At 57.8% G+C, this 26,589-nt stretch carries 22 protein-coding genes, 1 tRNA gene and 1 pseudogene; 9 read left to right on the top strand and 15 right to left on the bottom strand.

All coding sequences use genetic code 11. The features are described 5' to 3' along the window. Window positions 1–2: 2 nt before the first annotated feature. Together VEH04_17480 and VEH04_17485 are read right to left on the bottom strand one after the other, a co-directional pair. Window positions 3–125: pseudogene (locus VEH04_17480) on the bottom strand (oxidoreductase). After that, entirely contained in the window at window positions 71–613 is a 543-nt protein-coding gene (locus tag VEH04_17485; protein HYG24572.1) for a hypothetical protein, read from the bottom strand. The pseudogene VEH04_17480 and the gene VEH04_17485 overlap by 55 nt, the downstream one beginning before the upstream one ends. 668 nt (window positions 614–1,281) lie before the next feature. On the opposite strand from VEH04_17485, the gene VEH04_17490 reads away from it, so the two are divergent. The 5 genes from VEH04_17490 to VEH04_17510 all read left to right on the top strand — a co-directional run bounded on the left by VEH04_17490 (window position 1,282) and on the right by VEH04_17510 (window position 5,004). After that, window positions 1,282–1,357, top strand: a tRNA-Ala gene (locus VEH04_17490). Window positions 1,358–1,478: 121 nt separating this feature from the next. After that, on the top strand, window positions 1,479–1,724 hold the full coding sequence (locus VEH04_17495) for a GIY-YIG nuclease family protein (protein HYG24573.1): 246 nt from the start codon (window positions 1,479–1,481) through the stop codon (window positions 1,722–1,724). A gap of 430 nt (window positions 1,725–2,154) precedes the next feature. After that, a complete protein-coding gene (locus VEH04_17500; GenBank protein HYG24574.1) occupies window positions 2,155–2,952 on the top strand; it encodes a hypothetical protein in 798 nt (265 codons plus the stop codon). Further along, window positions 2,952–4,307, top strand: coding sequence for a glutathionylspermidine synthase family protein (locus VEH04_17505; GenBank protein HYG24575.1), 1,356 nt, complete (start codon window positions 2,952–2,954; stop codon window positions 4,305–4,307). The genes VEH04_17500 and VEH04_17505 overlap by 1 nt, the downstream gene beginning before the upstream one ends. Then, complete coding sequence (locus VEH04_17510) at window positions 4,270–5,004, top strand: hypothetical protein (GenBank protein HYG24576.1); 735 nt, start codon at window positions 4,270–4,272, stop codon at window positions 5,002–5,004. Before VEH04_17505 ends, VEH04_17510 begins: the two co-directional genes overlap by 38 nt. 148 nt (window positions 5,005–5,152) lie before the next feature. Here VEH04_17510 and VEH04_17515 read toward each other — a convergent pair whose 3' ends face one another. The 3 genes from VEH04_17515 to VEH04_17525 are packed head-to-tail and all read right to left on the bottom strand — an operon-like array spanning window position 5,153 to window position 7,596. Beyond that, entirely contained in the window at window positions 5,153–6,022 is an 870-nt protein-coding gene (locus VEH04_17515; protein ID HYG24577.1) for a glutamate cyclase domain-containing protein, read from the bottom strand. A gap of 7 nt (window positions 6,023–6,029) precedes the next feature. Next, on the bottom strand, window positions 6,030–7,199 hold the full coding sequence (locus VEH04_17520; GenBank protein HYG24578.1) for a hypothetical protein: 1,170 nt from the start codon (window positions 7,197–7,199) through the stop codon (window positions 6,030–6,032). 55 nt (window positions 7,200–7,254) lie between these two features. Continuing rightward, entirely contained in the window at window positions 7,255–7,596 is a 342-nt protein-coding gene (locus VEH04_17525; GenBank protein ID HYG24579.1) for a transcription initiation protein, read from the bottom strand. Window positions 7,597–9,165: 1,569 nt separating this feature from the next. Between VEH04_17525 and VEH04_17530 the strand changes: the two genes are divergently transcribed. Further along, complete coding sequence (locus VEH04_17530; protein HYG24580.1) at window positions 9,166–10,581, top strand: nitronate monooxygenase; 1,416 nt, start codon at window positions 9,166–9,168, stop codon at window positions 10,579–10,581. A 22-nt stretch (window positions 10,582–10,603) separates the two neighbouring features. On the opposite strand, the gene VEH04_17535 is transcribed toward VEH04_17530, so the two are convergent. The 3 genes from VEH04_17535 to VEH04_17545 form a co-directional block, all read right to left on the bottom strand. Beyond that, window positions 10,604–11,944 (bottom strand): hypothetical protein, encoded by a 1,341-nt coding sequence (locus VEH04_17535; protein HYG24581.1) that lies wholly within the window; start codon window positions 11,942–11,944, stop codon window positions 10,604–10,606. A 131-nt stretch (window positions 11,945–12,075) separates the two neighbouring features. Beyond that, window positions 12,076–13,356 (bottom strand): glutamate-5-semialdehyde dehydrogenase, encoded by a 1,281-nt coding sequence (locus tag VEH04_17540; protein ID HYG24582.1) that lies wholly within the window; start codon window positions 13,354–13,356, stop codon window positions 12,076–12,078. Window positions 13,357–13,674: 318 nt separating this feature from the next. After that, the gene (locus VEH04_17545) at window positions 13,675–15,621 is read right to left on the bottom strand and encodes a hypothetical protein (GenBank protein ID HYG24583.1); all 1,947 of its coding nucleotides are present in this window, start codon (window positions 15,619–15,621) and stop codon (window positions 13,675–13,677) included. 219 nt (window positions 15,622–15,840) lie between these two features. Here VEH04_17545 and VEH04_17550 point away from each other — a divergent pair, with 219 nt between their 5' ends. Further along, entirely contained in the window at window positions 15,841–16,638 is a 798-nt protein-coding gene (locus VEH04_17550) for a LamG-like jellyroll fold domain-containing protein (protein ID HYG24584.1), read from the top strand. Window positions 16,639–16,711: 73 nt separating this feature from the next. Here the strand turns inward: VEH04_17550 and VEH04_17555 are convergent, their stop codons facing one another. The 3 genes from VEH04_17555 to VEH04_17565 form a co-directional block, all read right to left on the bottom strand. Continuing rightward, on the bottom strand, window positions 16,712–17,515 hold the full coding sequence (locus VEH04_17555; protein HYG24585.1) for a prepilin-type N-terminal cleavage/methylation domain-containing protein: 804 nt from the start codon (window positions 17,513–17,515) through the stop codon (window positions 16,712–16,714). A gap of 108 nt (window positions 17,516–17,623) precedes the next feature. Then, window positions 17,624–18,643: a M23 family metallopeptidase gene (locus tag VEH04_17560; GenBank protein ID HYG24586.1), complete on the bottom strand. Its 1,020-nt coding sequence runs from the start codon at window positions 18,641–18,643 to the stop codon at window positions 17,624–17,626. Further along, window positions 18,637–19,167, bottom strand: a complete 531-nt coding sequence (locus VEH04_17565) for a hypothetical protein (GenBank protein ID HYG24587.1) — start codon at window positions 19,165–19,167, stop codon at window positions 18,637–18,639. Before VEH04_17565 ends, VEH04_17560 begins: the two co-directional genes overlap by 7 nt. Before the next feature lies 1 nt (window position 19,168). On the opposite strand from VEH04_17565, the gene VEH04_17570 reads away from it, so the two are divergent. Next, window positions 19,169–19,312 carry a hypothetical protein gene (locus VEH04_17570; GenBank protein HYG24588.1) on the top strand — a complete coding sequence of 48 codons (144 nt, stop codon included), beginning with the start codon at window positions 19,169–19,171 and terminating at the stop codon, window positions 19,310–19,312. A 62-nt stretch (window positions 19,313–19,374) separates the two neighbouring features. On the opposite strand, the gene VEH04_17575 is transcribed toward VEH04_17570, so the two are convergent. Then, window positions 19,375–19,779, bottom strand: coding sequence for a hypothetical protein (locus tag VEH04_17575; GenBank protein ID HYG24589.1), 405 nt, complete (start codon window positions 19,777–19,779; stop codon window positions 19,375–19,377). A gap of 149 nt (window positions 19,780–19,928) precedes the next feature. Between VEH04_17575 and polA the strand changes: the two genes are divergently transcribed. After that, window positions 19,929–22,760: a DNA polymerase I gene (polA, locus tag VEH04_17580; protein ID HYG24590.1), complete on the top strand. Its 2,832-nt coding sequence runs from the start codon at window positions 19,929–19,931 to the stop codon at window positions 22,758–22,760. Window positions 22,761–22,788: 28 nt separating this feature from the next. Here polA and VEH04_17585 read toward each other — a convergent pair whose 3' ends face one another. From VEH04_17585 to purD, 3 genes are all read right to left on the bottom strand, one after another. Then, window positions 22,789–23,499, bottom strand: coding sequence for a class I SAM-dependent methyltransferase (locus VEH04_17585; protein ID HYG24591.1), 711 nt, complete (start codon window positions 23,497–23,499; stop codon window positions 22,789–22,791). 27 nt (window positions 23,500–23,526) lie between these two features. Continuing rightward, window positions 23,527–25,182, bottom strand: coding sequence for an AarF/UbiB family protein (locus VEH04_17590; GenBank protein ID HYG24592.1), 1,656 nt, complete (start codon window positions 25,180–25,182; stop codon window positions 23,527–23,529). A gap of 83 nt (window positions 25,183–25,265) precedes the next feature. Next, on the bottom strand, window positions 25,266–26,564 hold the full coding sequence (gene purD, locus VEH04_17595) for a phosphoribosylamine--glycine ligase (protein ID HYG24593.1): 1,299 nt from the start codon (window positions 26,562–26,564) through the stop codon (window positions 25,266–25,268). Between the last annotated feature and the right edge of the window lie 25 nt (window positions 26,565–26,589).

Here is a 26,589-nt window from a genome sequence, read left to right on the forward strand (position 1 = left end):
GTCTACTTCCGTCGATGAACCTTGTGCAGCGCCGCCTGATCGGTCGGTTTAACGAGGACTTCATCGATGTTCACGTGGGGCGGCCTGCTGGCAATCCAAACCAGGATTTCTGCGATGTCTTCCGCATGACGAATGGCGCAAGGGCCGCGGAATTGGTTGTCGACGGCTCAGGAACCGCGCCGGGAAGTTGAAATGTCGCGTTCGATTCCCACTTCGTTTCGCGCTGATCAATGGTCAGGACCCGTGGCAGAAGTTGAACTTCATGGTCCGCGAAGCGGATGACGACGGTCCCCGGTTTGAATGTTGGATCGAGGAAGATGCATTGTCCGAATGGCAGAGGGAAGGGGACATGCCTGGGGCGGCTGAACGAAACCGTTTCCTCGCGAAAATCCGGCGGCAGTTTGGCGTTGGGAAAGCGCACCTGCACGTTGGAAATGCCGAGGCTTGGTTGCTGGATGATAATGAGCGGACACTCCGCATCGGCCGCAAATCTCACCCGCCAGGGTCCGCGGCCATCGCGCTGCATTTCGATTCCGAAGTATGCGACCGCGTAGAACGCCAGCACCACGGCAAAGAGGAGGAACACGTTTCTGACGACAGAATTCGACTTCACATCGGGCAGCAAGTTGAACCAAGCCGCGGTGCAGCGCGAGAAAACATTGATGCCCCCGGAGGTGCCGGCCTCGGGCATTACAACGCGCGACAGACAGCGCGCGAACCACGAATGGAACCCAATGCATCCGGATTTGAAGAAACTACAATGACCACGAATCACACGAATCACGAAATTGGAACCAAAAAGCCATAGTTCGCGGATCACACATCCTGCATTCATCTTCTCTCTCCCCGTGAGGCACGAACCGGGAAAGAGTTGGAGAGAGGAGCGGCTTTTAGGGGCAAAAACGGGTTTACGCGAATTACGCGAATTATCGCGAATTTTCCGGAGAGTTGTTAACCACGGATCAACACGAAATTAGAAGAACCCTCGTCTTCTCTCTCGCCCCGTGAGACACGAACGGGGAGAGAGTCGGAGAGAGGGGCAGCTTTTTATCTTTCGATTGTGTATTCTGCTTCTCGCCCTGGAGAGCAACGCGCGAGACGGAAAGGGCACGTTGTTCGGAACTCGGGGCGGCGGAAAGATGCTCAACCACCAATGGCGCGCTCCGCCAGTCCCCGTGCGCCAAAAGTAACTGTTACTCGGGAAGACAGTTGCATGTTGCGCAAAACGGAGTTGCGCGCATGTCAATTTCCCGACAAAGTATGCGCGTTCGTTTGTTGGATGGGGTCGTAGCTCAGTTGGTAGAGCGTCTCGTTCGCAATGAGAAGGTCAGGGGTTCGACTCCCCTCGGCTCCACCATCCTTCGCTCGGAACCGCCTCCGGTTCTGAGCGAAGGATGGTGCCCTCCGAAGCCTTGGCGGAGGAGGGCGGGTTCGAGTCAATACAACACAAGGCGGTTCCGAGCTACGGATGGCAGGCCATGTTCTACGCTTATATTCTCCAAAGCATTGAAACACCGGATCAATTCTATAGGGGCCACACGAGGGATCTGAGACAAAGACTGGCGGACCACAATGCTGGCAGGTGTCCGCACACAGCCAGGTTTCGGCCATGGAAGTTGAAGTTTTATGCGGCGTTCGAAAGGCTTGAACTGGCCCAGAGTTTCGAAAGATATCTTAAATCCGGGTCAGGCTACGCATTCGCAAAACATCGCTTCGGGTTGTGAACCGCCTCCGGTTCTGAGCGAAGGATGGTGCCCTCCGAAGCCTTGGCGGAGGAGGGCGGGTTCGAGTCAATACAACACAAGGCGGTTCCGAGCTACGGATGGCAGGCCATGTTCTATGCTTATGTTTTCCACAGCATTGAGACCCGGAGCATGAATCCCCGGCTGATCGCGAATCAGAAACGTCAGACATTTTGCCCTGACGTGTGCGAATTTCCCTGCGCCCTCGTCCCTGCTTGGCGTCACGCATCCGCTGCAGGATCTTTCTCATTGACCTTCTTCCGAAATTGGAAATTCCCGATCGATGTAGGCACCTTCGCGTTGCGCGGTCTCCCAAGTGTCGATCACATCGTGCAATGCAGAGCGTATCTGTTCGCATTTGTCTTCAAATTTGTAATTCCGATCGCGGAGGTGCTTCCTTAATGTCGTGCCCATGTCAGGAGACGAAGCCTTTGCACTGTTTATCAGCAGTATCATAGGCGTTGCGGGATGGTGGCGCTGGTGCGGGCCGCTGCTGCGCATCAAACCGCCGCGGGCCTCGACGGCAATTGGATTCATATCGATTGCCGTTCCAATAGCCGCGTTCAGCCTCATGCTCGTCATTCTTCGAGGCCTGGCTGCCCACGACGTTCGTGACAGCACCACGTACACAGTGTTTTACATGCTGATCTGGCTGGCGTGGACTGGCATCACAATCCTCGCTCTTCCGCGCTTCGGCCTGAGCTTCCGCGATGATGTCATGGAAAGAAGCAATCTCAGCGCGGCGATCGCGATTGGCGGCGCTTTGATCGGGATCACGCTAGCCTTCGGAGGTGGCAACGTCGGCGACGGACCGGGTTGGTGGGTGGTTTTGTTCTCAGGCGGACTTGCAACGGCGACGCTGGCCGCGCTTTGGATGGGATGGCACGCCATAACAGGAATCGCGGATGCAATCACCATCGATCGTGACACGGCATCAGGCTGGCGCGCGGCTGGCTTTTTCGTTGGAGGCGGTGTCATTGTGGGCAGGGCGGCAGCGGGGAATTGGATTTCAACGATCGACACCGTCAAGGATTTCATTGTGAAAGGGTGGCCCATCTTGATTTTGTGGGCGCTGGTCGTTGCAATCGATTGGATGTTGCGCCCGAATGCGAGTCGTCCGCTGCGAAATGCATTTTGGTGCGGCGCGATTCCGGCGTTCGCATTCATCGTCATCGGCCTTGTGGCGGCCCAACTGCAAGGACCCTGGTGATGCAACTCCCCTGGCTCACGGTTGATGCAGTTCCTGCCGTTGACTTCGCAGCGTTGCGGCGGCGCGCGATATTTGAGTGCTGCAAGTGGGATCCGCAGATTGAGGATGTTTGCGCCCTGTCTTCGCAACCGATCGTGTTGCGCTCAACCGCGTGGACTGAACTCGCGGCCATGGCTGAGCAGTTGGCGAATGAAACGATAACCGCTGAAAATGCGATTGTTCGACAACCGAAGTTGATTGACGATCTCGGATTGCCACGGGCGCTGCGGCGGGAGCTTATGAAACTGTGCAGGCGGCGTGACGCAGATTCCAACGCACGCGACGTTCGACTGATTCGCTTCGACTTTCACTTCACCGCAGATGGGTGGCGGATTTCGGAAGCCAACAGCGACGTTCCAGGCGGCTTCAACGAAGCGTCAGGATTCGCGCGACTTGTCGCTGCGCACCTGGGCGATGTTGTGCTTCCCGGTGATCCCACGCGAGACCTTGCCAAAGCGGTGGCAAATTCCGTTGCTGGAACGGGGCGTGCGGGCAGTGGGACCATTGCGCTCGTTCACGCGACGGCGTTCACCGACGACCGTCAGGTGATGGAGTTCTTCTGTCGCGAGTTGCGGCAAATGGGATTGAGTCCAGTGCTCGTTGCGCCGGATCACTTGCGCTGGAATGAAGGGCAACCCTTCATCGAAACAGAATGGTTCTCCGGTCCCGTTGATTTTGTATTTCGATTTTTTCCGGCCGAGTGGCTGCCCCAATTGCCGCGGTCGTGCGCCTGGCCCCATCTGCTTGGGGATTCACTCGCCGGGCTGTGCAACCCAGGAACAAGCATCCTCACCCAGAGCAAGCGGTTCCCGTTGGTATGGGGCCGGTTGGAGGCGGACTTGCCCAATTGGCGGGCACTTCTGCCGCGCACTTTCACTCCGCGCGCCGCCCGGACGCAGCTTGCGCCGGAACGTATCGTGTGGAAATGCGCGCTCGGCCGGGTCGGTGACTTCATCGGCATGCATGGAATCACGTCGCTGAAAGAATCACGCGCCATTGCCAGCAATGTGCGATGGCATCCCGGCCATTGGATTGCGCAGGAACGCTTTGACGCGGTGCCGATGCGTTGCAGCGCCGGCGATTTGTTTCCCTGCATTGGCGTTTACACAGTGAACGGCAAAGCGTCGGGCGCGTACGGACGCCTGGCTCGCACACCGTTGATCAATCACCTCGCGCAAGACGGCGCGGTATTGATCGACGGCATATCTGGAACGCGGGATTTTAGGGCAACGCCGACAGCAGGGGGCATCGACACCATTCCTCACAGGCATGCTTTCCATGAATTCAAACGAACTCTATCAAATCTGGGCGCCTGACGATTCCCTTTGGTCGCCTTGGGCGAAGCCCGTCCTGTTCGCTGATCAATCGTCATCTCCAGGCGCACCAGAGCCGCCGAACTGGCGGCAGTTTTCCACTCCCTGGGTGTCACAAGTTGGGCGCGATTCGGCGATCGTTCTCGATCTTCCGGACGCGCTCGCAGTCTGGTTCGGCCTGGCGATGGCGAACCAGGGTTATCGGCCCGTGCCGCTGTACAACGGAACGAACAACCTGTCAGCATTGATCCCCGTCGGCGGGATCGCCGCGGCACTGCGGCACGGCGCTGAAGAACTGGCGGCAATGGCGATTACTGCCGACGCTCCGCCCGCGTTCCTCCTCGACGAACGAAGAACTGGAAAACATCGCAGCGCGCGGCCGGGAACTTTTGACAATCGATGGGCTGTCTTTCCGCAGGATTTTCCGTCGGGAAAGCTGCTTCGGTTTCGCGGCATCAATTCGGCCGTCCTCGTGACCGAATCGGGCTCCGCACCGCAGACTGATCTTGCGCACGTTTTCTTGCGGTGGCAGGAAGCAGGAGTTTCCATCCACGCCGTGAATCGGCATTCATCCGACCGTATCATCCCTATCCGGGTAGGCCGGCCGAGTGGATTTCGCACGTTGTGGCAACGGGCGCTCGTGCTCGCTGGCTTGAGGCGGACAGCGCGGGCGGATTCGGCGCAATGGTTCCCGAGGTGACACAAAGCAGCGGCTCTATTGGTGGATGGGGATGACGTCGAGTTTGCCACCTTCCACCGCGTTTCTCGTTCTCTTCGATCATCAAAGTATCCAGTGACGAAAAACACCCCGCATGCATGGAGATAGATGAAGAACCAGAAGTGAAGAATCAATCCGTTCTCCGTACGCGAACGGCCCGGCGCAATCGCCGCAACAATGTCTGCAACAATTCTTCGTGGCGTCCGAGGCTCCGTCCATCTACCCGCGCAATTGGCCTGCCCGAAAAACCATCCACGGCGTCCTGCCGCAACAGGCCCCGTATCAATCTCCGTTCGCCCGCCAGCGACGGCAAAAACGCTTCTCCAGCAATCCGCGAAAGCGAGTAGATCAAGCCGTAGGCGCCCCAATTCGAAATAGAAGCTACGATCAGTGCGGACGTTTTCGTGCGACACGGTTCGACGCCCGCCTCGCGGATCAACGACGGAGAAATATTTCCGAATCCGATCTCGTTTCCGCCATCGCCGATCCCAATTGTGAAACGATTTTGACCTCGTGCCAGTTCGAACAGGATATCCATCGGCGGAGTCACAGCCGAGATATCATTACCTTTCATATCGCAATAACGCCCGTGACGATTCGAGCCGCAAACTTCAACGGCAACAAGGGATGCAGGGTTGAATTTTCTCAGCAAGGCGGCGGCGTCGTTCTTTGCCGCACGCTGCGAACGAACCCGGATTTCGGCGTAGGCTGCTTCAAACCTGCAGTGAGGTTGCATAATCTCGAGGGCGTCCTTGCGCGAAACCATGACGACCTGGCAGCCAAGCCGAGACAGGCAGTGTCCAAGCGCGATGGCTCCGGGAGGCCCATCCGTTTCCAATCGATTGTTGACAAAGAATCCGGTCGCGATCGCGACGGTCTGGCCGCGGAGTTTGTGCAGGGCCTTTGCCACCGCTTCAACATTATCGCTGGGCAATACGCCCGCGCATCTTCGCGCAATGCCGCGGGTGTCGTTTCGGACGAGCAAGGCTTGCAAGGACATGACTAAATTAATTCGTCCTGGCGTTCAGTAATTCCTGCACGCGTGCAAATGCAATCGGACTGTATTTTTCGATGAACCGATTGAACGTTTTCCGTTCATCCATTTTCAGGGTGCGCGCGATTTCCATGAAGGCGATGACCTCCCGTTCCTCGTATCTGGGCCGGTCGCGGTTGCAACAGTCAAATATGAGGTGGCCTCGCGCTTGCATAAACCCCCAGAGGCCATCGTAGTAGCGTGCAAAGTTTTCAACCAACGTCTGGTTTCGGGTCCATACGCGATCCAGGCTCGCCCCGCCGCTGTAAGGTGAAAACAAAAACAGGGAATCGTCCACAATGTCAGCCTGCGGCGGTTTGATTTCGGGAAAGGGATAATAGACGAGGCGATACTTGATCTTACGGCAATCAATTCCGCGTTCCTTGCAGACGTCGAAGAGCAGGACGTGATTCGCCAGCAGCGCCTGAAGTTTCGCGGGTGAGGCAATGGTGGCGATGCGTTTGAACTCGAGGTCCTTGCTGGATTTCTCGATCAACAGATCCACAAACGCCCGCCAATATTCCTCAGTGGAATCGTCGCTCGGCGGCGACTCGACAAAATACATCAGCAGGACGCGGCGCTTCGCGTTTCTCATGACACCTCGCAACGTGCTCAAATACAGTTCAGCCGACGGCAGTTCGATGAGTCGTTCCCGCTCGAGATGTTCCAGCGCGCGATCCAATTTTTCGTGAGTGGCCGCGATGTCGCTCCGAACCGCGTGTTCGGACTCCTTGTTTTGGATCTGCAGCGCGTGAAAGGTTTTGAACAGCCGGATGACTGACCACAGAGCGATTGCCATTGCTGACCAACGGACGGTATCCACCACGTTCTTTGTTCGCTCGTTCAATTCAGTGATGAGCGGGAGAATGCTCGTTACCAGCAATGCCAGGCCGCTGACAATGACCTCGAGAAGCCAGTCATTCTCCTTGAATGTCTTCTTCCAGGCGTTGTCCTCCTGCGAGGGATTGTTCATGGCCTCGACATAACCATACGCGACTTTGTTTGCCAACGGATATCGCCCGGCGTTTGAATCGTAATGAGATTCGCGGAAGGGTGAATCAAAAGCACGATTCGTAATGTTCGGAATCACGGACCGCCGGGCGCCACTCCACCGTTCACGGACCGGCAGCTTTGAAACCGCCATGTTCGACACCTCCAAGGAGAATCAGCGCTCCAAAAATTTTCGTTTCGACACGGCGTTATGAAGCCGGATCAAACCCGAACACGCGCAGTTCTTGTTGGCAGCGGCAGGCCTTGGCGAGGCGCGCGGCCCACGATATCGCCTCGTCGCAAGACGGTAGCTCGAGGACGGTGAAGCCGCCATTGAGCGGAGGCGCCCAGGAGTATCCGCCCTCGGAGAACGTGCCATCGCCCGCAACGAGCACCGGCGGGACCGCTTCGTCGATCCCGCCGCCGAAGACATACACGCCGGCGGCTTTGGCTTCGTCGATTACGGCGTGTGAGTCGCGGACAACTGCCTCCCATTCTTGATCGGGTACGACCATGGCTGCGCTTGGAAATGAGATCAGGTATTTCGCCATAGAACTGTATCAACGGATCACAGCCCATCGCGGAAAACGCGCCGGCTGCGGATCCAGGACCGTATACCTGCGACTCGCGAAATTCCATCCGATTTGTTCGGCGAATCACCACGATAAACTGAAACTTTTGAATCCATATGCCTTTCTTCATCGATGGATGGTCGCTGCCGAACGCTGCGGATCAGTCAGCGCGAGTAAAAATGCACGGAATGAAATCGTGAGGCTATCGCGGGTTCGTAGTAGCGGGTTAACCGCATGGGTCACGCTTACTGATCGCGTGTGCGGAGGTTCGGTGCGTATGTTGTTTTATCCCCTCTCGTTCAGTTTCGCTGGTGGATGCGAGCGCGGTCCAGAGGACGCAAGCAATCGAGGTCACTCCAAGCAAGAACGTAGCAACGTCCCAATGCCAAACGTTGAGAACGTAGTCCGATATCGATCCAACTTCGTGGCCGACAAACGGCGGGAGGTCCTTGGTGCTAAGAAGACCCGCAGACTCTAACACCGACCGCACGAATAGAAACGGAATCCAAAGCACCATCCCAATGCCAGTTGCCACTGTTCGCATTGTTGCCGTCCGACTACGCATAACGATGAAACTCACCCACGGCGGTCACAAAGCGGAAGCGCGATAATTCACCGGGCTCGTGGGCAGTAATCTGCTTGGACATTTTCGTGACACCGGTCATAGCGATCGAAATGACCGTAAAATGAAGTGCCCGGAAAAGCAAGGAAGCCTCCCAGTTCAGGAGAGTCGAGATCGCAGTGGCCAAATCCTCCTGAACCGTTCCAAAAAACCAAGAATTCAAGACTCTGACCAAATCACCAACGCGACGATGAGCAACATCCATCGACCGCCGTTCGCGTGCTTCCGATGGTTAACGAAGATCACCCACGGCAGTTGGAAACGGGCTCTGGCTGTGTGCGGGGGATCGTATGTCATCGCGCGGAACGCGCAATGACCACGAACCCCGAAAAAGAAAAACGGGTTTACGCGAATTACGCTAATTTTCGCGAATTGCCTGCCGGTTTCGTGTGATTGATGTGTTTCGTCGTTTTACGGTTCTTTTACTGGTTCGTCGGCAAACGGGGATTTGAACAGGAGGACGCAGAGATGCGGAGGAGGCCGTTTGGTAGATCGTTTTAATGTCACGATAGACAGGGAAAAGAAGAGCGGCGTTGACGCGAATTACACGAAGTCTCACGAATTGAAGAGCAAGTTTAACCCCAGATAGAGATGGATGAACACGGATTGGGGAGTGGCAGATGAAACGTTCCTCCTCCCCCCGGCCCCCTCCTCCGGCTGCGCTCGGAAGAGGGGGAGAGGGACACGGATTGAAAGGGAAATGGTTTTCGCGAATTCCGCCTGCCAGTTTCGTGTGATTAGTCTATTTCGTGGTTGTCCGGTTCTGCGGCGGATCGTTCTCATGCCATCTTCAATGCGCCTTGCCTCCTGCTCAATTCCGGTTAGTCTATCCGCGCGTCGGTTTCCGACGGATGGCATCCCAGGGATAGCATGCTTTCCAGATCCCCGCCGCAAATGCGTTCGTATCGAACGCTCGATCGTAAATCATGTCATTACCCTTAATCATCCAAGGCGGCATGGGAGCAGCCGTATCCGACTGGCGCCTCGCGCACAGTGTTTCCAAACTCGGCCAGCTCGGTGTTGTTTCAGGAACCGCGCTCGCCGTTGTTCTCGCCCGCCGGCTCCAGCTCGGAGACGCAGATGGCCACATGCGGCGTGCCCTTGCGCAGTTTCCCCGACATGATGTCGCTGAACGGATTCTTGCGGAGTATTTTGTTCCTGGCGGCAAACCGGCCGCGACATCTTTCAAACCCGTTGCAATGCCCACCGCGGCACCAGGACAATCCCTTGTCGATCTCACGGTCGCCGCCGCTTTCGTCGAAGTGTTTCTCGCGAAGGAAGGGCATTCCGGCGTGGTGGGAATTAATCTCCTGGAGAAGATTCAGTTGCCCACGCTCCCAACGCTTTTCGGCGCAATGCTCGCGGGTGTGGATTACGTGCTCATGGGCGCGGGCATTCCGCGCACGATCCCGGGCATTCTCGATCGGTTGGCCCGCATTGAATCCGTCGAGCTGTCGCTGGACGTCGAAGGTGCCCAACCCGGTGAAACGTTCTCGACGACGTTTGATCCATCAAGCTATCGAACCGCCGACCAGCAGATCATCCGGCCCCAGTTTCTCGCGATTGTGGCTTCAGCAACACTGGCAATGACCCTGGCGCGAAAGTCCAACGGGCGGGTCGACGGTTTTGTTGTTGAAGGTGAAACGGCAGGCGGACATAACGCGCCGCCGCGCGGTCCGATGCAGCTGACCGCGGAAGGTGAACCTGTTTACGGCGTGCGGGATGTGCCTGATCTCGAAAAGATTCGCGCGCTGGGTCTGCCATTCTGGCTTGCGGGATCGTACGGCCGGCCGGGCAAGCTCGACGAAGCACGGAAATTGGGAGCTGCGGGAATCCAGGTCGGAACCGCCTTCGCATTTTGCGAAGAATCCGGCATTGCCGCCGAGTTGAAGAAACGTGCCATTGAACTCAGCCGCAGCGGCAAGGCACGCATATTCACCGATCCACTTGCATCACCCACCGGATTCCCATTCAAGATTGCGCAGATGGAAAACACGTTATCGGACGCTTCCACTTTCGGGGAACGGTCGCGAGTCTGTGACTTGGGTTACTTGCGTCATATTTACCGAAAGGAAGATGGTTCAATCGGATACCGCTGCCCAGCGGAACCTGAGGGCGATTTCACGCGCAAAGGTGGCGCGCTCAGTGAAACTGAAGGACGCAAGTGCGTCTGCAATGGACTGCTCGGGACTGTGGACCTGGGGCAGGTGCGCGAAGGAACTCTCGAGCCCGCACTCGTCACCGCAGGAAATGATTTCGAAACCATAGCCGAATTCGCCAGGCCCGGCGCCGAGTCCTACACGAGCGCCGAAGTGATCGCGACGCTGCTGTCCTCGAAGTAAACCCGTCAACTATTCGCCCGCGTCAGGCAGAGCAGGGCGCGAGAACGGCGTCAGTCATTCCGTGGATGATCTTCTTGTCGGCCGGGCACACTGTTGCGAGTGCTCCCCCCAACTGGGCCCGCGCAGCATCGCCTTCGCCTGCCACGAAGTAATAGGGGCAGATCCGCGCGCGGCCTTTGAAGGGAAGGGTTTGTCCTGCCTCAAAGTCGAACCATTGCGCTTCCACGAGGGACGGTCGATGAAACTTCTGCAGGACGTATGGGCATCGTGCGAAATCGGTCAGCGCCTTGTCGACGGCGCTGCTCCAGTCGCCTTGCGAAAGATCGCTCCCCAGCCAGACACCGCGCGCGCCCCATGCGTCGGGTGAGAAGCCCGATACCTTCAGCACGAGTTCGCGTTCCTTTTGCGACAATGTTTTCAACTGCTGCCAGTCAGTAAGGTTCAGCTCGGGAATTGCCGCTTGTGGCGGCAACGGGGACGGATCGAGAATCCAGGAGTATGGCGTCAGCCGCAGCATGCGCTCAAAAAATTTCTCGCCCAATTCCTGGCGCCAGAAGCCTTGCAGGTTCCTGTTCCAAAGCAGGGCGAACAGCATCTTCTCTTCGAAAACCGGTTTCGGCGGCGGCGTCAGGCGGATGCGCTTCGAGAGCGCGAGTTCAAAAATCGCCTTCGCGTTCGGCACGTTTTGCAAATCAAATAATTCGAAGAACCTGTACACCGCATCGCCTTCTTGAAAGTCTGTGAAGGAGCCGTCCCTCACCGAAAAACGCGAGCCCAGTTGCTGTGCCAGCCATTCCATTTCAGGCCGATACGTTGCGGCTTCCTCGGAAACGACCAGATGAACGCGGGGCGCATCGCCGAAGATGGATTCAAAACCGCGCAGCATGGCGTCGGGCGCGCCGAGAATCGGATTTGCATTTTGCAGTTTCGAATACGTTTGATTCAACCACGCCGTGAGTCCAATCCCGCCTGGGACCGAATCCAGTTCCGTAACAGTGATGCCATTCTCCGTGATCAGGAGGTCAGGCCGGATAACGCGCGGCACGTCGTTCTTGAATGCGGCGGAGCGTTGCAGTTCGAGCAAGCGAGCTGGTTTCCCCTGGTCGAGCCAGCGTGCAACCCATTCAGGTTGTTTGCCTTCGACACTCTTGCGGTAGAGAAGATTGACGGCGCGGTAGAACTGCAGGAGGACGCGGCCGAGCGACTCGATTTCCCGCGCGACCTTGGGGCCCAGTGAAAAAGGGGCAGGGGAGGTGCGCCAGTCCATTCCGGCAAACAATCCCGCGGTGGGAATCTGGCCTCGCACAAAGCCCGCGCGTTCGGTGTCAGAGAGTTCTGGTTGCGTCACTGAGTCAGGGTTCACAGCAGGAGTGTGCCTCGGAGTTTTGATTTGTCCAACGCGGGGAGCTGAATCATGCGCAAGCCGCATCGCTCGCGGCGGCACCGAATTCGCAGCGGAACGCCTTTTTCAGCACACGCCGCGCGATGGGAATGTCACGTGCGCACCTGCCCGTTGCCCAGGCCAATCCATTTATAGCTCGTGAGTTCGTCCAAACCCATCGGCCCGCGCGCGCCAATCTTGTCGGTGCTGATCCCAATTTCCGCGCCCATTCCAAATTCCCCGCCATCCGTAAACCGCGTCGACGCGTTCCAATACACGGCCGCGGAATCCACATCGTTCAGAAATTCGCGCGCGCGCGTTTCATCCGCCGTGATGATGCTGTCCGAATGCGCCGAGCCGTAGTGATTGATGTGATCAATCGCAGTGCGCACGCCATCGACCACCCTCACGTTCAGGATGTAATCGTTGAACTCGGTGAAGAAATCCTGTTCCGTCGCGGCTTTCAGTTTCGATTCCGGCGCCCCACCGCTGAGCAGGCGGATCGAGGCTTCGTCGGCGCGGAGTTCCACGTTGTTTTCCCAAAGCCGTGATGCGATGCGCGGAAGGAATCGATCCGCAATCTCCGAGTTGACCAGCAGAGTTTCGGCGGCGTTGCAGACGCCCGGCCGCTGGACCTTTGCATTCATGACAATCTGTTCGGCCATGTCGAGATTGGCTTTGGAATCGACATAGACATGGCAGACCCCTTTGTAATGCTTGATGACGGGCACCTTCGAACACTCTGCCACGGCGCGAATCAGGTTCTCGCCGCCGCGCGGCATGCAGAGATCCACATACTGGGTGAGCGACAGCAGGACGGGAATGGCTTCGCGGTCCGTCGTTGCGACGACTTGAATCGCATGCTCGGGAAATTCGGGCAGCGCCCTGCGCCCTGCTTCTATCATGATTTGAGCGATGACGCGATTTGAATTCAGCGCTTCCTTGCCGCCGCGAAGGATCGTTGCGTTTCCGCTTTTGAAGCAGAGGCTGGCAGCGTCGGCAGTGACATTGGGACGCGATTCATAAATGATGACAACGACTCCAATTGGCGTGCTGACCTTCTGCAGCTTCAAACCATTTGGACGCACGCGTTCGTCCAGCAGTCGCCCGACGGGATCGGGCAGGGCAGCGACTTCGCGCAGGCCGCGCGCCATTCCTGAAATCCGTTTGTCGTCCAACCGCAGGCGGTCCAGCATGGCGGACGAGAGCCCAAGATTGGCGCCGGCTTCCATGTCGAGGGCGTTTGCAGCCTGCAATTCGGCGGCGGCACCTTCAAGCGCATCGGCCATTGCCATCAGGCAGCGATTCTTTTCCTCGCTGCGCAAGCGCGCCAGTTCCCGCGAGGCATGCTTCGCGTCGCGGGCAAGCGCGGTCATCTGCTCATTGAGCGTCATGCCGAAGAATATGGGCTGAGTCTGCGAGGATCAAAGTTCAAAGTGATGAGTGCTCGTCGAGCGGGTGCGTCCTAACACTGACGAAAGCCACACTGCCGAAGGAGGGCGGCGTTTACGCCGCGCGAGCGCGCGCGAATCCGCAGCGCAATCATTTCACAAGATCAGCACGTTACTGCGTCCGTTCCAAATCGGGCGTGTGAAGCATTTCACCTGCGCTGCGAAGTCCCGCGGCTTGCCGACTTGGAAGGCCAGCGTGACACTCCCGACTCGCCTGGAGAAACCCGCAATGCGCTTTTTTCGTTAAAGCCGGAAATGGGATCATGGACTTCCAATCCGATAGAATCTTTGCGGAAGATTCGTTTCAACATCGTGCCAGCTCATCGTATCGGCGGAGGCAATCACCGCGCCGCTGAGGTCGGTCCAATTCGTGGTCCATGGGAGATCGCTGGCGAAAACGCGATAGCTGATGCCGGGCTGTGTGTTCCACGTGAGCAACAGTCCAGCTTCTGTAGATTCGGCGCGAACGTGAATGGGAGATGCCGGGAATTGCACGTTGACGGATGCGAAGGCGCCCTGGCTGAGGTTCAGGAACGTGCCGCTGGGAGAGAGTTTCTCCCGCACCGCGCGCACCATGTACCACGATTCTCCCGCGGGCGCAGAGGGATCGACGAACTCCGTGTTCGGAACTGGCTCAGGCGTGAGTCGCATGAAGGGGCCTTCCTTTGTCTCGGCTCGATAAACGTGATAGCCGAGAACCGCCGAGATCGTGGATGACCAGGTCAACCTGACTGCGCCCTGTTGCGCGGCTGAGAGGTTTGTGACGCCTGCAAATGGATGCATGCGCAAGGTCGGGTCGCCCATGAGCGCAATGTAAATCGCGCGCTGCATGGTGTTGGTGTCGCTTTGATACAGCGTGGAATTGTTCATCGTCAGGCGCGTGCTGTAACCGATCGGTTCGCCCATCCCCATGTGATGCAAAAACCAGTGTGGTTCGCCTGACATCATGCAGGCGAGTCCCATGGTGGGGGTTGCCAAAAACGCGCGCTGGAAATTGTCTCTGCAATCCCAATTCCCAAACCAGCTTCCAAAAAGCATCACGAACATGGCCTTCGCATCCCGGTTCACGACATCGATGGTCCATGCCTCGAAATATTGGCCGCGCGTTCCCAAATGGCTGATCCCCGTGTATTGGCCGCCAGCGCAACCGTAGGCCCAGAGATAACTCTCCGCTGCAAGCCGCGAAATCCATCGCTGATTTGCAGGAGCCGAGTCCGAAGTGTCCGCGAGCGTTGTGGCTCCATGCCCAAGAAGCGGATCAAACGCCCTGAATCCACTTGAAGCCGGTGCAAAGCCGTCGCTTACGCCACGCCGGTCGCCCATCAGCGCGCGCCGTGGAACGTTGATCAGTCCATGGCGCCAGGCGTGATCCTTGTTCAGATAATTTCGCGTGAGTTCAATTTCGTTTGGAAATGGTGTGGGCGATCCCATCCCAGGCATGTCCCGCAGATCAACCCGTCCAACCATGAGTTCCACGTTCGAAGGCAGGTAGTCGGGATTTCCGCTCCAATCGCCATCCACGTCGCCGTAGTAAGCGTCTGCGGGCATTGGTCGCACGAGGTGTTCGTCGTAATTCAAATTTCCGGAGTGCAGGATCGGAACCCGTCCGATCAACAGAACCGCCTGAAGATTCGTGTGCTGCTGATAATCGGCGACGATAAGGCTGCGCACGTGTGCTGGAGATTGGTTCGTCGTCACGACGTGCCGCAGCACAAACCATCCATCACCCGTCAAATCCTCATCGAGGCGATCCAATTCTGCGGACAACGAGGGCAGTAGATAATCAGCGATGATGACTGCGACCGCGCCTCGGGAGTGCACCTCGGGAACCTCAATTCCTGAATGGATATAGCCGTAAGAAACGTAACCAGGCACGGCGCGCTTAACGACCTGGTATTCGTAGGATTTGCCGATCTCCACTTCTGCATCCGTGAAGTTCGTGGTGGATCCGCTCAGCACCGTGCCCCAACCCCAATTCGTTTCATCCAGGCCCTTTCGAAAAACGGTATAGCTGATGGCGCCATATTGGTCAGGAATCCAGTTCAGGTGAATTTGCGGTGGAGAGGTTTCGGTAGCGGCAACAATTTGGACAGCATGCACCCAGGTGGAATCGCCGTAAACTCGATGCGCCGGAAGGAGATAAAAACATGCAAGCGCAATGCCGGGAAGCAGGCCGAACCGAAACAGATAAAACAACAAAGTCTTCAAACGGAAAGCACCGTATCCTGGCCTTGGGGAAGGAAAAATGGGGCGATTTCCCGAGAAAGGGGAGTCTTACGTTCAAGGTCTGGATTGGAGCATCGCTGAATTCCGGGCCGTGAGTCGTCCCAAATCGACCCGATGATTCGCAAGTTGACAGGCCTGGGGGCGCCTTGGAGAGTCGTTGGGAACTCAGAAGGTCAAGCAAAACACACAACCCATAAAATTATGAAACTGTCCCGTTGGATTCTCGGAATCACCCTGGTCTTGGGAGCCAGCAGCGCTTCCGCCGCCGATCTGCTGCATCAATATTCATTCAACAACGGCACTGCGAATGATTCCGTCGGCGGTGCGAACGGCACGCTGATGGGAACCACCTCAGTTTCCGGCGGTCAGCTTGTTCTTCCCGGCGGAAACAATGCTTCGGGCAATTACCTCAACCTTCCGGCTGCAACCATCGGCATCAATACGTATTCCGGCGTCACGTTGGAAATGTGGTCGACGCAACCGGCAATCAACCAGGGCTTCTCAATGACCGCGACTTTCGGCGGAACCTGGGGGAACGGTCTTGGTCAAAATTACCTGATGATTTCCACAACCCGTGGTGACGATGTTTCGCGTGGTGCGATTGCGATCACGGCGGACGACGTTGAACCGTGGCTGGATGAAGTCTTTGTCAACGGCGCGGAAATGAATGATGCGCTCGAGCACTATTATGCGGTGACGATTAATGGAACTCAGTTGGCCTATTACATCGATGGCGTCCTGCAGGGCACTGCGGCAGTGGCTCCTTCTGCGCTGAGTTCGCTCAGTACGCAGTCGGCGTTCCTTGGCCGCGGAGTTTACAACGGGGATGCAATGGTCCAGGGCTCGATCAATGAGTTCCGGATTTGGAATGCCGCGCTGCCAGCGAGTGAAATTGCGCTTCATAACGTTTTGGGGGCCAATGTCGTGCCCGAACCGTCCGCCTTCGCGTTGGTGGGTTTTGGCATGGCGAGTCTGGTGGTTCTTCGCCGCCGCGCCTGAGTTTTCTTTTTTAGCCGGGACGCTCCTGACTTTTCGGGAGCGTTCTTTTGTACCGTTTCGCGCAGCGGAGCCTTCAGTGCATCCGCTGCTTGATGGTCGCTTTCAACCGCATCCAATCCGACATTTCTTCGTCGAGCACGGGTTGAACCCACATGCGAAATGTCTTCGGGACCTTCCACTTCCAATGCTCCACGTGGCCGTCCGCAAATGACATGTTCGCTCCCTGGCTGTGGCGATTGGCCGGCAAATCCCACCATGTCTTGCTGGCGTCATAATACTCCGTCGGCATTCCAAACAAGGCGTCATACATTGTGTCAGCGTGTTCATCAATGAACACCAGGCACCCCGCGGGATCAGGATCCCGGATTTCGGAAACGCGCTTGAAACGTGGAATGTAATCGCGCATCACGGAGTCGTATTCGGGAAAGGAATTGATCGACTGGCTCATGTTATAACTGCGCGTGCGGAGTTGCGGCAGCTTGTTGCCATGGGCGTCCTCGACCGTTGAATCATCAGAAGGACAGCGATAGATCGCCACGGTCTTGTTGTACGGGAAGAGCACGCCCTGTTCGATGTTCGTCGTCGTCAGGTCGTGCCGCGGCGAGCCGGCGCACCACGAGGCGCTGGACGCGAGCGACGCGCCGGAACTGGGGATCGCCACCACGGAATTGTTCGGCGGCACCTTGTCATCGAAGTCAGACGCGTACATCTGCCAGCAGGTCTGCAGTTGTTTCATGTGATTCATGCACGCGACCCGTTTCGCGCGTTCCTTTCCCTCAGAGAGGCTGGGAAGCAGGATTGCGGCGAGGACTGCGATGATTGCGATGACGACGAGCAATTCCACCAGGGAAAACCCCTCACTTTTTTGCAGTAACAAGCACCGGAAACGCCTCCCTGGAGACAATGAACTCATGGACTGTGAATATGCTCCCAGACGAATACCCCACAACAGCTCGCGGGGAATTGGAGTGAATAACCCAGCTGATCAATAGGTGATCAGGTCCAGAAGCCGCGTGCCGCGGGGCGTGAGTTGCCAGCGATTTCCCCTTTGGGTGACGAGGCGGCGGCAGGGGTTCTTGCGATATTCGGCCTCGTTCACGCTCAAGAGGTGATACTTGCCGCGATGCTTCATTTCGCTCGCCGCGCGAGGAATCAATTGAAACGGAACGCCATTGTAGTTCATCACCAGTTCGTAACCTGCAACACCTTCCTTCGCGGCAACCGCGTTTTGCGTTAGCAAGGGCGAATAGCGTTTCAGCCATGGAAATTCGCGGTCGCGCACGACCACGCGGCAGAACTCCGTCTGCTTTTGGATGAATGGAACGAGGTTGAACCGGCCATTCTGTTCGATCAACAGGATCAGCCGCGGATCCAGTCCCAGCATGTTCTGGCCGTTCCAGTTTCCGTGATCGTTCCGTTCTCCCGGCGAGTTTTGCTTGAACCAGGTGCTGAAGCGGTCGTTGACGAGGAGGTTGATCTCGAAGTGCAGGTGCGCGCGGTCCCTGGAAATCCCCTCGCGCGTGTTCGCCGTTCGGCCCATGATGGCGATCTGTTCGCCCGCCTTCACCTCCTGGCCCGCTTTCAATCCGGGGACAGTTTCCGACAGATGCGCGTACAACGAGTACACCTCAAGATTTTCAATCCGATGTCGCAACACGATGTAATTGCCGTAATTCGATAGGCCTGATTTGCGATTGATATAAGCGACAGTGCCATCCGCAGTGGCCAGGACGGGATCGAGCGGCTCGTTGCGCTTGTCGCGTTGCAGGCAGCGAATGTCGAGGCCTTCGTGCATTTGCCAGCCATCGCTGCGAACACAGCCGAAACAGCCGCTCGTCCAGGTTTTTCCGACGGTTTCGACGAAGAACTTCGGCTCGCCGCCTGGATCGAAAAGCGCGCGATTGGCGGTGGGAAGACGGAAAGGCTGTTGTCCGGCCGAACCGAGTGAATACAACCACACCAGAAGGAAGGCGCCGGCGGCGCGCGCAAAGGCAGCTCTCACCATTTCGATTTCTCCGCGACCTGGCGGGCCAGGTTATTCAGGCCAAAAGCGATTTCCTCGGCTTCCTCGCGTGAAGCGTCGGGCGTGAATTGCAGGATTCCGCTTGAATTTCGCCGGTTCAACAGCGGCGCGCCCAGCCAGCGGCTTTCCTTGTTCTCAGGACCGAACGTGCTGAAGATGGCCATGTGCCTGCCGGGATTGGCGGTGCTGTATTGCTCGAGCAGCCACTTCCCGCGTTCGTTGAGCCGCAATTGCAGCGACCAGCCGTTTTGATCTCCGACGACAGCCGCCGAGGCTACTTCGGCCTCCGTGAGGAAAGGGGAGCGATCGACAGTGACTTCAACGGGTTTTGCGCGGAACACGGCGATGGTGCGGGAAAACACCGTGTTGTCCTGGTTGACCTCCAGGTGCATGGCGAGGGTGGTCACCTGCTTCTCCCGTTTTTTCTCCGGCGACTGGCAGCCGCATGCCAATCCCGCCAGCACGGCGAGCAAATAGAGATTGAATCCCAATCGCCTGGTTATCATAGTGTCCGCTAACAAAGTCGAACGCATTGCCAAAGTAAAGATTGATATGGGAAAACAGTACAACAAAACCGAGAAACGCAAACGCCGCGACAGCTACAACAAACGCAAGCGCGAAACCGTGAAGGCGAAGCTGAAGAAGGCCTGATTTGATTTGCCCGAACGAACCACCCGAACAGGGTGGTTTTTTTTTCTGCGACGGAATGCCGGTTACATCGGCTTCACACTCTGAAGCCGTTCCATCGCATCCTGCACCCCCTGCAGCGCTCGCAGCATCAGCGCGCGCATCTCGTCCGCGGGCGGATTTTTGGGATCGTTGAGCAGGTGCGTGAGTTCCTGCAGGACTTCAGGCGTCCGCTTCTGGAGGCTGGCAATTGTTTTCTCCCACGCGAGCTTGCGCTTCGCACAGGCGAGCAGCCCGCTCAGATATTCAATGTCCTGGCGTGTATCGCGCGGGCCGTTGAAACGGGTGTTGATGTCGATCAATTCCGATTGGAGTTCGCTGATCGTGCGCTCGCACCGTTCGATATCGCGCACGATGCCGTTCAGCTCGGAAACAACATTTCGCTGTTGAGCAAGGCTGCGATCAGCGAGGCGGATATCTTTCAATGACATAGGAGTGGAGAACTGTAGCTTACGGAAGATGGCTGACGCAAGAAGTGCGCCGTTGGTTCGGATCTTCGGCACGCCGCGCCGGCGTCCCGGTTTCCGCTTGCGCGCCCCGTTGGCCGCCACCAAGTTGACGCGAACAACTCCGAATTACGATGGCGAAAAAGCTCTTCCTGCTGGACGGCATGGCATTGGTGTATCGGGCGCATTTCGCCCTGATCGCGCGCCCGATCTTCAACTCCAAAGGCATCAATACATCCGCCCTTTACGGCTTCACCCAAACAATCCTGGACATCCTCGGCAAACAGCAGCCGACGCACCTCGCCGTTGCGATGGACACGGAGGCGCCGACACCGCGCCACACGGTTTATCCCGATTACAAGGCGACCCGCCAAACCATGCCTGAGGATCTGTCCGCCGCGCTGCCGCATGTGCGGCGTATGCTTGAGGCGCTGCGGATTCCGTTGCTGGAATGCGACGGATACGAAGCCGACGACATCGTGGGGACGCTCGCGCGCAAGGCGGAGAAACAGGGCTTCCAAACGTACATGGTCACGCCCGACAAGGATTTTGGGCAACTCGTCGATGAGAACACGTTCCTCTACAAGCCGTCCCGCAGCGGAGAAGGCGTGGAGATTCTTGGCGTGGCCGAAATCCAGCAGCGCTGGGGAATCCAAAAGCCCGAGCAGGTGATCGACGTTCTCGCGCTCATGGGCGATTCATCGGACAACATTCCGGGCGTTCCTGGCATCGGCGAAAAAACGGCGATCAAGCTGATTGGGGAGTTCGGCACCGTGGAAGCACTGCTGGAACGGACGGCCGAACTCAAAGGCCGCGTCCGCGAAACGCTCGAGAAGAATCGCGAGCTCGCGCTGCTGTCGAAACAGCTGGTGACGATCCTGTGCGACGCGCCGTGCGCCTATGAGCTGGAGGAATTGAAGTTGCGTCCGCCCGATGAAGAAGCGGTGAAGGCGATGTGCGTTGAGTTCGAGTTTAATTCCATTGGCCGCCGCCTGTTCGGCGATGATTTCAAAGCGGGCAGGGGATTCGCTCCGCCACCTGCGACCAATGCTCCCGCTCACAAGCGCAAAGCTCCTGAGGCGGACCTGGTGGGCGGCACCGCTGAGGATGATCGCGGCGAGGTTCTTGTTGATGAACCCGCTCCCGCAATCAACCGTGCCGAGTTGAAGAAATTGGCGGACGTTTCCCATGATTATCGGATTGTGCCCGTTGGGGAATTGGATTCGCTGCTTGCGCGTCTTGCCGCGGCGGACGTGCTCGGGTTCAAGACGCTGACCTGCGGCGGCGATCCCAAGGAGGCCGTGCTCGAGGGATTGGCATTTTCGTTCAAACCACACGAAGCGCTCTTCGTTCGTTTGCCAAACGGGAAAGAGCAGGCTGCAGCGGTTCTGGGGCGTTTTCGTTCCGTCCTGGCGAACGAGCGGTCCATCAAGGTGGGGCACAATCTCAAGTTCGACCTGAGCGTTCTCAAGTGGCACGGCATGGAGGTGCGAGGCCGATTGTTTGATCCGATGGTGGCGCACAGCCTGATCGAGCCAGACACGCGGCACGCTCTCGATTTTTTATCGGAGGCGTTTCTCGGCTACACCCCGAGCACTGCGGCGGCCGCGGGACAGGAGGAACAATTGACGCTTGGCGAGGATCCGTCAGAACGGCTGGCCGAGCGCGCGATGGAGGCGGCCGATCTCGCGTTGCAATTGCGTGCGGTTCTGGAGCCGCTGCTGGAGAAAAAAGGCCAGCACCAGGTTTTTTATGACATCGAGGCGCCCCTGATTCCCGTGCTTGTCCAGATGGAACACGAGGGGATCCGGATTGATCACGGTGCGTTGAATGAATTCGCGGCGCACTTGTCAGCGGAAATGAATGCGCTCGAGAAATCGATTTGCGAGGCGGCCGGCCGGGAGTTCAACCTGAATTCAACGCGCCAGTTGGGCGAAGTGTTGTTCGATGTGCTCAAGGTTTGCGAGAAGCCGAAGAAGACGCGCACGGGACAATACGCAACGGACGAACAGACGCTGATGGCGCTCGCGCCCGAGCATGAAGTGGTGCAGCGGCTTCTGGAATATCGCGCGGCGTCCAAATTGAAGTCGACCTATGCGGATGCGTTGCCGCAAACCGTGTGGCCCGCAACGGGGCGCATTCACACCACCTATAACCAGGTGGCGACGGCAACAGGCAGGTTGAACTCGCAGAATCCGAACCTGCAGAACATCCCGATTCGCACCGACAAGGGGCAGGAAATCCGCAGGGCATTCGTACCGCGCGATCGCGATCATGCGCTGCTTTCGGCGGACTACTCGCAGATTGAATTGCGAATCATTGCCGCGCTGAGCCAGGAAGCAGGATTGCTGGAAGCATTTCGGACTGGCGTTGACGTTCATACGGCGACTGCTGCACGCGTATATGGCGTGGCTCTCGCCGGCGTTACGGCGGAGATGCGGCGCAAGGCCAAAATGGTGAACTATGGAATTGCGTACGGCATCTCGGCCTTCGGCCTGGCGCAACGATTGAACATTCCACGACGCGAAGGCGCAGAGATCATCAACCAGTATTTCGCCCAGTTCTCGGGCATTCGGGAGTTCATGGATCGAACCATCCAATTCGCACGCAAGCACGGTTATGTTGAAACCGTGACGGGACGCCGCCGATACCTGCGCGATGTGACGTCATCCAATGCCACCGTTCGCTCCGCGGCCGAGCGGAATGCGATCAACGCGCCGATCCAGGGCACGGCGGCGGACATGATCAAGGTGGCGATGATCCGCATTCACGGGGAATTGGAGCGGCAGGGTCTTCGCACGCGCATGCTGCTGCAGGTGCATGATGAACTCGTCTTCGATCTGCATCGGCCGGAGGAAGAGGTTGTTGTTCCGCTCGTGCGCGAACTGATGAAGACGGCCATTCCGTTGGAGGTTCCGATCGAGGTTGAGGTGGGCGTCGGGGAAACGTGGCTGGCGGCACACTAAGCGGTGCCTTGCAGCTTCGTAGCGCGGTTCAGGGTGGACTCCATTCGAGGATCGCAGGGGAATCCGCGGTACGTTTAAAGCCGGCAGATTCCCAAAGGCGTGCAAAGTAGGGTGTGAAGTAGACGACTTTCACGGGGCGCGGCTGTTCGAATAGTGAACGGGCGACGTTGTTGACCACTTCCTTCATCACGGCTTCGCCAAACGGATTGAAGAAGAACAGGACGAGAGGTCCCGCTGGTATGGGAAAGACCGCGGCATCCGCAACGCTGACTTCAATCACAGAACACGGGAGCGCGCGAGAAACCTTGTCGATGTTTTTAACCGCGGTGTCTGCAAGCGTCCTGCAATACTCGACGCCCACGACCTTTCGAAAGGGAAGCCTCGCCGCGAGCAACAGGGCGCGGCCCTTGCCGCATCCGTAATCTACAAAGGTGAATTCGGGGGGATTGATTTCCAACCGCGCCAGCGATTGGGCGAACTCATTGGCATCGACTGCCTGATACGAAATGCCATGGGCCCAGTGGGGGCCGATCACGGCTTCCGGACCAGGCCGCACGACGCCGCCAGTATCCACGCCGTGCTCGCGATCGAAGAGGGCGTCGGCTTCCTCACGCTGCCGTTCGAGACGTCTTGCTGCCGGGCGCAACAGCGAACAGAGGCTCCACCAGCACATGGGAATCGTGCCCAGCACGCCACGTTGTGCGATCGAACGGGTGATGCGTTGCCGCAGTGAATCCATGGGTTCAACACGGATTGGAACGGTATTTTACCTGCGATTGCGCTGCTTGCTCTTGTGATCCTGCCAGAGAATGTTGAGCACGAGCCACGCTCCGCCGAACGCAGCCGCCATAAAACAGATAATGGCCAAGCCTGGATAGCCCATGATCTGGAATGTGGTCTGCACCTGCATCAGGAGCGCTGCGCCCACAATGAGCGCGGCGAGAATCAAGCCCGTTGTGATCCGGTTTGCGACCTTCTGCGCCGCTTCCACCAGGAACTGCGTTTCCACGGGCTTCACCTTCACGTTCAATTCGGCGTTGCCAAGTGCGTCGAGGATTTTGTTGAGCCGCGACGGCAGTGCACCCAGGAATTGTTTTGCATCCAGGAGAGACGCGTAGATCTTTCCCTCGCTCATCGATGACTTCATCCGCCGATTCAGCAGCTGGCTGGCATTGCGGCGAATCGATTCGGTGGGATCAAAATCTGGAGCCAGAATTTGGCCGATTTGATCCAGCTGCAGCAATGTCTTCCCGAGCAGCGTAAGCTCAATCGGCACGTACAAGCCTGTCTCCCCGGCTGTCCGCGTTAATTCCAGGAGCGCGCGGCCCAGGTCCAGTTCATGCAGCTTGCTATTCTGCTGTTCCGCAATCAAATGGCTGATCTTGTGCCGGAATTGCGGCTCGTCGAAGTGTTCGGTCGTGGCGCTGATGCGAATGGCAACATCGCCCGCCGTGTCGCTATCACCTTCGCTGATTGCCAGCAGCAGCTTGAGCAGGTGTTCCTGCAACACGGGCGTCGTATGTCCCACCATTCCCATGTCCAGAAGAGCGATGTTGTGATCGGACGTGAGAAACACATTGCCCGGGTGCGGATCGGCGTGGAAGGTTCCGTCGTTCAGGACCTGCTTGAGATAAGCCTTGAATACTTCCTCCGCGAGTGCGTTGCCGTCGATGTCCAACCGCGTGAGCGGGCTTAATTCCGTCACCTTGGTGCCTTCGATGTAATCCATCGTCAGCACCTTGTGCGTCGTGTAATCGTTGACCGGCCGTGGAATGCGGATTCGCGGGAACTCACGCATGTTTTCCGCAACAGCCTCCAGGTTGGCAGCCTCGCGCCGATAATCGAGCTCGTGCGCGATGGTGGTCGCGAATTCGTTCAACACCTTGTCCAGCTGATAACGCCGTCCGAAATCCGTATGCCGCTGCATCAGCCGCGCGATCTCTGCGAGCGCTGCGAAGTCCTCCTCGATCTGCTTCTGGATTCCCGGCCGTTGGATTTTTACCACCACGGGACGCCCATCGTGCAGTGCGGCGCGATGCACCTGGCCGAGCGATGCTGCGGCAAGCGGCTCGTGATCAAAGAATGAAAATGCCTTGGAGATTTTGGTGCCGAGTTCCTCCTCAACGATGAGTTCCACCTCCCGGTAGGAGAAAGGCTTCACTTTGTCCTGCAACCGCGCGAGTGACTTGAGATACCGTTCAGGCAGCAAGTCCGCACGGCTGGAAAGTAATTGCCCGACTTTTACAAAGGTCGGGCCCAGGCGTTCCAGGTCATTCGGAAGGTCATTGGCATCGGCATTTCCAGGCCCGGCGTCCCCGTTAGTTTCAATGCCGAACTTTGAAATCAAACCAGGCTGGCCATATTTGCCGAAGAGTACTGCGATGTCCTTGTAGCGCTTGAGGTAGTGTGGTCCGAGTTTCATGGTTGGTTATCCATCGGCAACGTATGGATAAAGCCCTCCCTCGGAAATGGGGTCGATTTCTTACTGCCAGCGGGGTGCCCGGTTCAACCCTTCCTGATGCCCTTCCCTGCGATGTCGCGTCGAAATTGCGCGCCTTCGAAGCGGATGCGTTCCACCGCGGCATACGCAGCCCTTTGGGCCGCACCGAGGTCCGCGCCAAGCGCAGTGACGCCCAGGACGCGTCCGCCGCTGGTGACCACTTGATTGTCGCGCAAGGTTGTTCCCGCATGAAAAACCTTTGTGTTCGGCAGAGCGTTCGCGGAGTCGATGCCGTCAATGCGCTTGCCTTGCGCGTAACTGCCCGGGTAACCGCCGCTCGCCATGACGACGCACACGCTCGACTGCGGACTCCACTTCAATTCAAGTTTGTCCAGCGTTCCGTCCACTGATGCTTCAAGCAATTCGACCAGGTCGGTTTGCAAACGGGAGAGATAGACCTGCGTTTCTGGATCGCCAAAACGGGCATTGAATTCCAGGACCTTCGGCCCTTGGGCTGTGATCATGATCCCCGGATACAGAATGCCGCGAAAATCGATTCCTTCCGCCGCACAGCCGCGCAGCCACGGATCCAGAATTTTTCGCGCGGTGTCTGCCAGTTGGCCGTCATCGAGAAATGGGGTGGGGGAATAGGTTCCCATGCCCCCCGTATTCAGTCCCTCGTCGTTGTCGAGGGCGCGCTTGTGATCCTGGGATGTCGGGAACATCCGCGCCGTCCGGCCGTCGCAGATCGCGTGCAGCGAAATCTCTATTCCTTCGAGCAGTTCCTGGATGACGATCCTGGATCCCGCGGCCCCGAAACTTTTGCTTACGAGGATTTCATCCACGGCACGGTCAGCTTCCTGAATGGTGTTGCAGATGAGAACGCCCTTTCCGAGCGCCAGTCCATCCGCCTTTACGGCGCAGCGCCCCTTCAGTTCGGCGGTGAAGCGTTTCGCGGAAGGAGCATCGGAGAAGATCCCGGAACGGGCGGTCGGGATTCCGTGCTGTTCCATGAAGCGCTGCGAGAACGCCTTCGAAGATTCAAACTGCGCAGCCTTCTGGTTGGGCCCCCAAATCCGGAATCCATTCTTTTGAAAGAGATCCACCACGCCGAGAGCCAGCGGGTTGTCGGGACCGACGACTGTCAACGCGGGTCGATGGTCGGAGGCGAACGCCAGAAGCCCGTTGAGATCCTCGGCGCCGATCGCGACGCGTTGCACAGGTGCGCCGTTGCTGGCGAGGCGTTCCATTTCAATCCCGGCGTTTCCGGGCGCGCACCACAGTTGTGTGACGTGCGGCGACTGCGCGAGCTTCCAGACGATCGCGTGTTCGCGTCCGCCCGAGCCAATGGCCAGAATTTTCATCGCGCGGATTCAACAGGAATTCCGG

This window comes from Verrucomicrobiia bacterium, from assembly GCA_035629175.1.
In the GTDB taxonomy this organism is placed as follows: domain Bacteria; phylum Verrucomicrobiota; class Verrucomicrobiia; order Limisphaerales; family DASXHY01; genus DASXHY01.